Genomic DNA, 10,022 nt, shown 5'->3' on the forward strand with positions numbered 1-10,022 from the left:
ACCCTAAAATCTTCCGTTCTTCCTTTCCTCCGCTCTTCCGCTCCTAAGCGCGCTCTTCGATGCTCCGCTTGAGGAGGCCCTGCTTCTTGAAGTAGATCATCGTCGTGTCGAGCGTGCCGTGGCGCATGCGCTGGCGGACCTCGTCGAGGCTCATCCCGTCGTTGAGCCAGATGAGGGCGGCGGTGTGGGTGAGCGAGTGCGGCGTCACGCCGGGGCGCTTGAGGCCCGTCGCCTTGAGGAGGCCGTTGATGCGGCTGCGGATGCTCCGCGTGTTGAGGCGCTCGCCGTCGGAGCGGTGCCCGTGCGAGACGAACAGCGGGTCCTCGGGGCGGACGGGCCCGCGCGCGTCGAGGTAGAGCCGGATCGCGTCCATCACCGGCGGGTCGACCGGCACCTGCTGGTCCTTGACCGTCCGGCCCTTGCCCTGCACGCGGAGGTACCACCCGAGCAGCGTCTGCTCCAGGTCCCGGAGGTCGGCGCGGACGATCTCGATCTCGCTCAGGCCCGCGTAGAGCATGAGGTAGACGATCGCCCGGTCGCGCTTCTCGATGGGGGCGCTCGTGCGGAGGCCGCCGAGGAGCTGCTCGATCTCGCGCTCGGTAAAAACCTTGCGGCTGTGCTCGCTCGGGCGGCGGTTGCCCTTCACGGCCCGCGCCGGGTTCTCCTCCAGCAGGCCGATGTCGACGAGGTACTGGCAGAACCGGCGGAGCGCGGTGAGGTAGGTCGAGACCGAGACCTGGCTGAGGCCGCGGTCCTCCATCAGGTAGGCCTTGTAGCGCTCCACGTCCTCGGTGCGGAAGCGGAAGCCCCTCGAAGGAGACCCCTTCGCGGCGTGGCGCTCGGTGGCGAACCAGCGCTCGAACTCGTTGAGCGAGCGGCGGTACGTCCCCGCCGTCTCCGGGCTCTTCTCCTTGAGATACTCCGTCACGAACCCGTCGAGGCGGGCGTCGAGTTCGGTGAGCGAGAGGGTGAGGCCGGGGGCGTCGGGCATGGGAGGATAACGGCTATTGGGTACCGCAATCTAGCCCGTTGTGCTCCGGTATGCAAGAGAGAAAGAGCGGAGGGGTGGAAGAGCGGAAGGGTTCGAGGGTCACCGCTGCGCCCCTCTTCCGCTCTTCCCTACGTCCGCTCTTCCGCTCCTAGATCGCCTCGTCCGGGTCGATGCCTTCCAGGGCCTCCTTGAAGGCGTGGAGGTAGGACGCGCCCATCGCGCCGTCGATGACGCGGTGGTCGTAGCTCAGCGAGACGTACATCATCTGCCGGACCGCGATGATGTCGCCGAGGTCCGGGTGCTCGACCACGACGGGCCGCTTGCGAATCATCCCCGGCGAGAGGATGGCGACCTGCGGCTGGTTGATGATCGGGGTCCCCATGAGCGAGCCGAGGCTGCCGACGTTTGTGACGGTGAACGTCCCGCCCTGGAGCTCGTCCGGCATGAGCTGCTTCGAGCGCGCGCGCTCGGCCAGGTCGGCGACGGCGTGCGTCAGGCCGGTGAGGTTCTTCTGTCCCGCGTCGCGGACGACCGGGACGAGGAGGCCCTTCGTGCCGATCGCGACGGCGATGCCGACGTGGTAGTCCTTCTTGACCACGACCCGTTTGCCCTCGACCGAGGCGTTCAGGAGGGGGTGCGTCTTGAGCGCCTCGACGGCGGCGCGGACGAAGAACGGCGTGTAGGTCAGCTTGACCCCTTCGCGCTGCTGGAACGCCGCCTTGTGCCGCTCGCGGGCCTCGACGAGCCGCGTGACGTCGACCTCGTTGAAGCTCGTGACGTGCGCGCTCGTGTCGACCGAGCGCCGCATGTGCTCGGAGATCATCTGCCGCATCCGGTCCATCTCGATGATCTCGACCCGGTCGCCGGGCTGGGTCATCGGCTGCTGCGGAGCCGGGGCCGACGGGGCGACGGCAGGCTGGGCGGCGGGTTGCGGCGTCGGCTGGGGCGGTGCCTGCTGCGGGGCGGCGGGCTGCGCCTGGCGCGTCTCGATGTAGCCGAGGATGTCTTTCTTGGTGACGCGGCCCTCGGCCCCGCTGCCGGCGATGGACTCGAGTTCTTGCTGCGAGACGCCCTCGGCCCCGGCGATCGAGCGGACGAGCGGCGAGTAGAACCGGCCGTCGGAGCCGCGCCGCTGGAGCGGGCCACTGGCGGTGACTTGGGCTGCGGCGGGAGCCGCGAGCGGAGCACCGTCGCCGGCGACCGCCTGCCCGGCCATGCCGTAGCTCTTCTCGGGCGGGCTCGGAGCCGCGCCGTCGCCGCCGGTCGGGGCGGCGTCCGGCTTCGGGGCGGCCGGTGCGGGAGCGGAGCCTACGCTCGCGCCTTCGCCCGTGGCGATGAGGGCAATCTTGGCCCCGACCTCGACCGTCTCGCCCTCGGGCACGAGGATCTCGGCGAGGATGCCCTTCGCCGGGGACGGCACCTCGGAGTCGACCTTGTCGGTCGAGATCTCGAGGAGGGTCTCGTCGAGTTCGACCTCGTCGCCGACGGCTTTGGCCCACGCGAGCACGGTGCCTTCCATGACGCTCTCGCCCATCTTGGGCATCACCACCTCCACCTGCTCGCCCCCGGTGACGGGCGCCGCCGCAGCGGCCTCGACCGGCTCGACATTCGGCGCGGCGTCTGTGGCCTCCTCGGTGACGACGGCTTCGGCCTCGCCGGTCTCGGCGGGCGCGCTGTCCGGTGCACCGCTGGCCCCGTCGCCGCCGATCTCGGCGTTTACGTCGGTCTCGATCACGGCGATCTTGGCTCCGACCTCGACCGTCTCGCCCTCGGGCACGAGGATCTCGGCGAGCCGGCCTTTGGCAGGCGACGGCACCTCGGAGTCGACCTTGTCGGTCGAGATTTCGAGGAGGGTCTCGTCGAGCTCGACCTCGTCGCCGACGGCCTTCGACCAGGTGAGCACGGTGCCTTCCATCACGCTTTCGCCCATCTTGGGCATGACGACGTCGACCTTAGCCATGAGAGTTCGGGAGCTGGGTGGGGCGGGGGAACGAGAGAGCGCGGAATATACGTCCGGGGTCTGAGGCCACCGGGCAGCCTACAGCGTACCGCCGCGCCGGTGGAGCGTTCCTAGCGGCGAGGCTCAGGCGACGAGGTCGCGGTAGAACGCGGCGGCGCGCTCGGCGATCTCGTGCGGCTCGCCGTCGAGCGTCGGCCCGCCGGTGCCGGGCTCGCCCGAGGCTACGGCGTCGGCCGTGGCAGCCCCGACCTCGCGCACTTCGCGGTCGGCCGCGTCGGCGTGAAGGCCGTAGGCGGCGGCTTGGTCGGCCGTCAGGCGCACGTCCACGCCGGCGTCGTCAGGGGTGTAGACCGTCTTCACCCCGCCGAACAGGTCGCGCCCGGCGAACTCGCCGCTGAGCAGCGCGGGCACGTAGCCAGCGATCCAGCCGACAGCGTGGACCACGTCCGGTGCCCAGCCGAGGTTCTCGACCGTCGTGAGCGCGGCGCGGCCGAAGTAGAGGGCGCGCTCGGCGTTGTCCTCGAACAGCGCCTCCGTCTTGCGGTCCCGGAAGATGCCCTTGCGCTTGAAGTAGTGGACGTTGTCCATGAAGTAGACCTGGAGCCGGATGCCGGGGATCGAGGCCACCTTGACCTTGAGCGTCTCCGTGGTCTCGCCGACCGAGATGTCGCTGCCGGAGAGGCGGATGACCTCGTGGAGCCGGTTGCGCCGCTCCGACACGGTCCCGTAGCGCGGCATGATGATCCGGGTCTCGATGCCGGCGTGCTCCTGGAGGTGTTCGGGCAGGTCGCGGGCGAGGTGGGCGGCTTGGGTGGAGGCGGAGAACGGGGCCACCTCGCCTGCTACGAACAAGACTTTCATGCGCGCGCTCGGTTCGGAAGAGGTCGGTCCGGCGGGGCGTCGGGCACGCGCACCGCAGCCGGAGGAAAGGGTACCAAAACAGCACCAAAGGTACGAAAAAGCGATCCCCTCAGGCAAACCGCAGAGTGTCCCTCATCCCCATGTCACCGCAGCGGCAGGCATCGCCGGGGCCGAACCGGCCGAGCGAGGATGCCTCGTCAATCCTCCGGCGGCCGCGTGACGGGCGCCTCGAACGTCCCGCGTGCAGTGTAATCTACGCTTAGGCTACCGAGGTCTGGAGACCGGCCGACGCCCTCGAAGGCGAAGCGTCCGGCCATAGTCTCCTCCGTGATGGTCTCCAGCGTCAGCGTCCCGGACTGTGCGAAGAAACCTACGTTGGGGAATGTGCGGAAGTCGGAATAGAGTACGGCAAACGATGCGCTGTCGCCCGACACGTCGCCAATCCCGTAGGTACCTGGAGCCAGCGTAAAGGGGGCCGTGAGGGAGAAGAGCATGGAGCGGAGAATGTCTGTCTCATTCGCGCCCGTCTCCGCCAGGGTGATGCCGCGAAAGGTCGCGCTCTCGTTAAAGCTGGCAAGGGCAAGGCCGGAGAACGCCGTGCTGTCTCCCGCCGACGAGGCAACGGTGGCAGAGAAACTGCCGGGATCCTGCTGGGTGGGCGGGCCGTCTTCGCCGGAGTCGCAGGCCGCAAAGGCGAGCGCGAGCAGGGGGAGGAAAAGCAGTCGTTTCATAACGGCAAAGATACGGTGTGGTTTGGCCTGTCACAATCCAGCTTCGATGCCGACGAGCCAGCGGAAGCCAAACGCCTCCTCGTCGGGCCCGATCCGATCCGGCTCGCTCGCCCACACCGGAAACTTGGCGACGAGGTGCAGGCCGCGCAGCACGTCCGACTGCGCAACAAGTCCGGCGAGGCGGGATGCCCGGGCGAGCGGGGCCAGCGCCCCGAGGTCGTACCGGACCCCGAGCCCGGCGTCGGCCGCGAAGTCTGAAGTTACCCCGCCGAAGCCGCTGAAGACTTCCAGGCGAAGAGGCGCGAGCACCGCCTCGGCCGAGCGGCTCAGGCCTAGCAGACGCGCGGGGCCGAGCCGGAGCGCGAGGCTCCCGGCAATGAGACTCGTCCCGCTCGTGGGCTGGTTCGACCTCGGCAGGCGAATGCCGTCCGCCGTCAGGGACGGCTCGCGCACGAGGTAGGCTACGGGCCCGATGCCGGAGAGCGCGAAGAACTGCCCGTCGCGCTGCGGGTCGTCCGGCACGGCGGCCAGCACGCGGTAGGCATCGCTCCGCCACGCCGTCTCGACCGACGACGCGCCCAGCCGGAACCGTTTCTGCGGGCTCAACCGGTCCGACCCGATCCCGAGCGCGAGCCGCGCCACGCCCTCGAACGGTCCGAGGTCGGTCGCCTTCGTCGCCGTCATCCAGAGCCGGTTGGCATTGAACTCTGAGCCTACAGCAAAGGCGGGAGCGCTGTCCTCGTAGATTCCCATCGCCCCGCCGATCTCGCCGGTCACGGTCACCTCGCCCCGGGCGTCGCCGATCCGGTAGTCCAGCCGGGCCGAGACGAGGTGGTCCTCGCCGAAGCCGGTGTCGAGGCCGAATGCATCGGGAAAGGTGAGGCCGCTGCGGGTGTCGAGGCGCGTCGGGAACGCGTCGAAGTCCTCGAAGGCACGGCCGGTGACGCGGTGCTGGTGGCCGAGGGTGAAGGTGAGGCTATGGTCCCACCGGCGCAGCGTCGGGTAGCGCCCGAGCACCTTCGTGAGCGAGACACGGTTCTCCAGAATGCCGAGGTGCTTCTGCGCCTCGAAGCGCACGTCGTCGAGCGGACCGAGGCCGAAGAGCTGCCGCGTGTAGACCGCCGTGTAGTCGATCCCGTCGAGCGGCGAGCTCTCGAAAGCGTCGCCGGAGGAGGCGAGCGAAACGGGAAACGGGTCACCGCTCGGGAGGACGTCGGGGAAGACGCCTTCGAGGTCGAAGCCCTGGTTTTCATCCGCGATCACCTGCGGCCAGAGCGTGAGGCCGAGCTGGAGCGTGCCCCGGCCATTCGGCAGCGCGGTCCGAAGCTGCGCGCCGACGCCGACACCGTAGTCGTGCGAATAGGCAGTGATCGAGGACAGCGCGTAGGTCGTCGCGTTCGCCGTGGGCGTCGGCTGGGCGTAGAGGCCAGCGAAGCGCCGCAGCCGGTCGGACCCGAAGCGGCGGAGCCGGTGGTTCGACTCGTCGAGGTCGAGCATCCGCCGCTCGGGGTCGAGCAGCACCTCGCGCACGTCGCCCTCCACGGTGAGGGTGTAGGTCTCGCTCGTCCACGGCCACGGCGCGGCGACGGTCCAGCCCTCGGGGACGGCCTTCTGCCCGCGCATCACCGTCGGCGGAACCGTCACCATGCGCTCCGAGCCGTCGGCGAAGCGGAGGCGGAGGTCGACCGGGAGGACGCCCGGCTCGCGCCGCTCCAGCGTGACCGCCGAGCGGGCCTGCCCGTTCGCCCGCTCCACGTCGAGGCCGGCAGCAGCGTAGTCGTAGCGCACGCCGCCGTCGAGGAGTTGCTCGAAGAGCCAGTCGAGCTGGAGCCCGCTTACGTCTTGGGCGACGGCGAGCACGTCGGCCGGGTAGGGGTGCCGGAAGGAGAAGCGGCGGACGTACTCCCGGAGGATCTCGTCCCGGACGGCGTCGCCCGCGACGTAGCCGAGGAGGTCGGCGAGGACGCGGCCGGCCGAGTACGACGCCGCGCCGTAGGCGGTGTTGGTCTCGAACCAGTCGGAGGGCGTGTTGGGCCGCTCGTAGAGCCCGAGCCGCTGAAGCTGCGCGATGCGCGCCCGCGCCCCAGCGTGGCTCGGCGGGCCAGGCGGGGCGAGGCCCTCGGTGGCGAGGACGTGGCGCACGCCCTCGGTGGTGGCGAAGCTCGTGAAGCCCTCGTCCATCCACGCGAAGTCGGTTTCGTTGGTCGCGACGACCCCGTAGAACCACATGTGGGCGAACTCGTGCGTCGTCACGCCGAGCGCCGAGAGGGGCGAGCGCCGCCCGGTGATGAGCGTCGCCATCGGGTACTCCATCCCGCCGTCGCCGCCCTGGACGACGGTGAACTGCGGCCACGGGTAGGTCCCGAAGCGGGCGCTGAAGTAGCGCGTCAGCTCCGCCGTCCGCGCCCCGAGCTGCGCCCAGTTCTCGGCTACATCGGGCTGGTAGAGGAGGTGGAGCGTGACCGGCTCGGTGCGGCCCGGCACATCGGTCACCGACAGCGTCTCGTGGAGGTAGTCCGGGTCGGCGGCCCAGGCGAAGTCGTGGACCTGCTCGGCGCGGAAGTGCCACGTCAGCGAGTCGGCCGCTGACGCTGGACCCGGCGCGACGGGGCCGAGGCCGGGCGGCTGGTCGTACCCGTGCCCGACGGCCTCGGGGTTCTGGAGCACGCCCGTCGCCCCGACGACGTAGTCCGCCGGCAGCGTGAGGCGGACGTCGAACGTCCCGAACGGCGCGTAGAACTCGCGCCCGATGTAGGGGTCGGCGTGCCAGCCGACGGCGTCGTAGGCCGCCATCTTCGGGTACCACTGCGTCATCGAGTAGTCGATTCCCTCGCGGCTGTCGCGCCCCGAGCGCCGCGTCTGGAGCGGCACCTGGGACTCGAACTCCATCTCGAAGACCGCCGACCCCCCCGGCAGGATCGGCCGGGCGAGGTCCACCTCCAGCACCGTGTCCTCGACCCGGAACGCGACCGGCGCGCCGTCCTGGGTGAGCGAGCGGACCCGGTGCCACCCGACCTCCTCCGGCCCGAGGTTGAAGATGCGCGGCACGACGCGGCGGTCGGGGTCGGGGAGGGCGCGGTTGCGCTCGGCCATCATCGAGCCCGGGTGGAAGGCGTTGAAGTAGAGGTGGTAGTAGACCTGGCGGAGCGTGTCGGGCGCGTTGTTGGTGTAGACCAGGCGCTGCTCGCCGAGGACGCGGTGGCGGTCGGCCTGGAGGTGGATGTCCATCTCGTAGGCGACGGCCTGCTGCCACGGCGCGGCCTGCTGGGCGTGTGCGGTGGGGACGAAGAGGAGGACGGCGAGGAGGAGGGCAGGGCGCATCGGATGGGGTGCGGTCAGGAGTAGGCCGAAGGTAGGCGCGGAGCCTCGTGAGCGCAATGCGGTCAGCATCTCGTATGTGTGGGTACGGAGGCACAGCACGGCCTGCAGCGCTCGGCCTCTCGCGCTACGCCGCCAGACCCCGTCGCTATCTTGGCCGGCATAAGACGGAGAGACCTAGGAACGTATTAGGAACGTATTTCGCAGCTACTGATCCGTGGAACTATGACCAAAGCCGACCTCGTGGACCGCATCGCCGACGGAACCGGCCTCACGAAACTCGAAACCGAGGCCGTCATCGACGGTTTCCTCCTCACCGTCCGCGAAACCCTCGAAGCCGACGGTGCGGTAGAACTGCGCGGGTTCGGCTCGTTCCGGGTCAAGGAACGCGCGGCCCGCACCGCCCGCAACCCGCAGACCGGCGCGTCGGTGGCCGTGCCGCGCCACTTCGTGCCGGTCTTCAAGGCCTCGCAGGAGTTTCGCCGCACCGTGAACGAGGCCCACCTCGCCGCCGAGCGCCGAAGCGGGTGAGGATTGAAGATGGAGAATGGAGGGTGGGAGACAGCAGGCCTCGTCGATCCTCTATCTTCCACTCTCTATCCTCCGGTGGCGCGAAGCAGAAGCGCTCGTCTCACGGCCCCGGCAGCTCGAACACGATGCCCTCTCCCGTCTGCTCTGCCTGCGGTGCTCGCCTCGCGCCCGACGCGAGCCGCTGCGACCTCTGCGGCCACATGGTCGGCGAGGAGGTGGTGACGGAGGACGAGGCGACGCTCGAGCCGGAGCCCGAGGCGAGCGCACCCGGCCCGGCCCTGCCGGAGCCCGCACCGGAGCCTGTGGCCGAAGTAGCGGTCGAAGCCGGGCCGTTCTGCACGAGCTGCGGGACGAAGAACCCGGCGCATGCGCGCTTCTGCTACCAGTGCGGGCAAGCGCTCGTGACGGCAGCGAACCCCGCGCCCCCCACCGCGCCGGTGCCCATCGTGCCTGTCGCCGAGTCGAGACCTGCGGTGCCGCCTCCCATGCCGCCTCCGGCCCCTGCCTCGGTGGGGCGTCCCTCGTCGGACGCGGGGAAGCGCGCGCTTGCGCTGGTCGGCGTGGCGCTGCTGGCCGTGGTCGTGCTCTTCTTCATCACCCAGGCCAGCACCGACCCCCCGGCGGCGACGCCTGCCGCTGCGACCGGCACGGCCCCGGCAGGCGCGGCAGCGCCGCCCCCGGCGGAGGCGGCCCCCGAGCTTCCGGCCGAGGTCGAGGCGCGGGCCGCAGCGCTCGAAGACGAGATCGCAGCCGCGACCGGCGACGAGCGCCTGGCGAAGCAGGAAGACCTCGCCGGGCTCTACGCCCGGAGCGGGGCCTTCGCCCTCGCCGCACCGATCCAGCAGGAGGTCGCCGAGGTGCGGCAGACCGCCCTCGCCTGGGCCGACGCGGGCTCGCTCTACCTCGCCCACATGCTGCGCACCCAGGGCGAGACCCGGACCTTCTACGCCCAGCGCGCCGCCGAGAACTACGAGCGATCCGTCGCCCTCGACGACACCGACCTCGACGTGCGGACGGACCTCGCGACGGCCTACCTCAACGACGGGCTCAACCCGATGCAGGCCGTCGAGACGGTCAAGGAGGTGCTCGGCGAGGACCCCGAGCACGTCCGGGCCAACTTCAACTTCGGGCTGATGCTCGCGCAGATCAGCCGGACGGACCAGGCGCAGGAACGGTTCGAGAAGGTCCTCACGCTGACCGAGGCGGGCGATCCCGTCCGGGAGCGCGCCGAGCAGGAACTGGCCCGCCTCCAGGCCGCCGCCTCCGGCACGGCGAACGGGTGACCTTCGAGGGGTGGAGCATCACCCACGGCGCAGCTAGATAACTCAAGTTGTGCGATAGGAGCGCTGCAGGACGGAGACGACCGACCGCAGACGGCGGACCGCAGATTCTAGCACCCACGGCGGTCTGCCGTCCCCCGGGATCGGTGTCCGGGGCAGGCTCTGTCTGCGGTCAACAGGCACAAGGTCGCAGGCACGGCACAACTTGGCTTATACCACCTCTGAGGATTGTTGCCTCACTCTCATGTCATGCCCGCGCAGGCGGGCATCCATCAGGCGGCGGCGCTTCACACAGGGGGGTGCATGGGTCCCCGCCTGCGCGGGGACGACCTCGTATAGGTGAGACACTA

Annotated in this window: 7 protein-coding genes; 2 read left to right on the top strand and 5 right to left on the bottom strand. The window is 70.1% G+C overall.

Annotated elements, in window-relative coordinates:
* Window positions 1-43: 43 nt before the first annotated feature.
* The 5 genes from AAGI91_07295 to AAGI91_07315 form a co-directional block, all read right to left on the bottom strand.
* Entirely contained in the window at window positions 44-991 is a 948-nt protein-coding gene (locus tag AAGI91_07295; protein MEM1042420.1) for a tyrosine-type recombinase/integrase, read from the bottom strand.
* Window positions 992-1,139: 148 nt separating this feature from the next.
* Window positions 1,140-2,951, bottom strand: a complete 1,812-nt coding sequence (gene sucB / locus AAGI91_07300; GenBank protein ID MEM1042421.1) for a 2-oxoglutarate dehydrogenase, E2 component, dihydrolipoamide succinyltransferase — start codon at window positions 2,949-2,951, stop codon at window positions 1,140-1,142.
* A gap of 123 nt (window positions 2,952-3,074) precedes the next feature.
* Window positions 3,075-3,812: a glycogen/starch synthase gene (locus AAGI91_07305; GenBank protein ID MEM1042422.1), complete on the bottom strand. Its 738-nt coding sequence runs from the start codon at window positions 3,810-3,812 to the stop codon at window positions 3,075-3,077.
* 197 nt (window positions 3,813-4,009) lie between these two features.
* Window positions 4,010-4,543, bottom strand: a complete 534-nt coding sequence (locus tag AAGI91_07310) for a hypothetical protein (protein ID MEM1042423.1) — start codon at window positions 4,541-4,543, stop codon at window positions 4,010-4,012.
* A 30-nt stretch (window positions 4,544-4,573) separates the two neighbouring features.
* Complete coding sequence (locus tag AAGI91_07315) at window positions 4,574-7,864, bottom strand: M1 family metallopeptidase (GenBank protein MEM1042424.1); 3,291 nt, start codon at window positions 7,862-7,864, stop codon at window positions 4,574-4,576.
* Window positions 7,865-8,086: 222 nt separating this feature from the next.
* On the opposite strand from AAGI91_07315, the gene AAGI91_07320 reads away from it, so the two are divergent.
* Window positions 8,087-8,392 (top strand): HU family DNA-binding protein, encoded by a 306-nt coding sequence (locus AAGI91_07320; GenBank protein MEM1042425.1) that lies wholly within the window; start codon window positions 8,087-8,089, stop codon window positions 8,390-8,392.
* Window positions 8,393-8,517: 125 nt separating this feature from the next.
* The gene (locus AAGI91_07325; GenBank protein MEM1042426.1) at window positions 8,518-9,675 is read left to right on the top strand and encodes a zinc-ribbon domain-containing protein; all 1,158 of its coding nucleotides are present in this window, start codon (window positions 8,518-8,520) and stop codon (window positions 9,673-9,675) included.
* Window positions 9,676-10,022 lie beyond the last annotated feature (347 nt).

This window comes from Bacteroidota bacterium, from assembly GCA_038746285.1.
Classification (GTDB): Bacteria; Bacteroidota; Rhodothermia; order Rhodothermales; family JANQRZ01; genus JANQRZ01.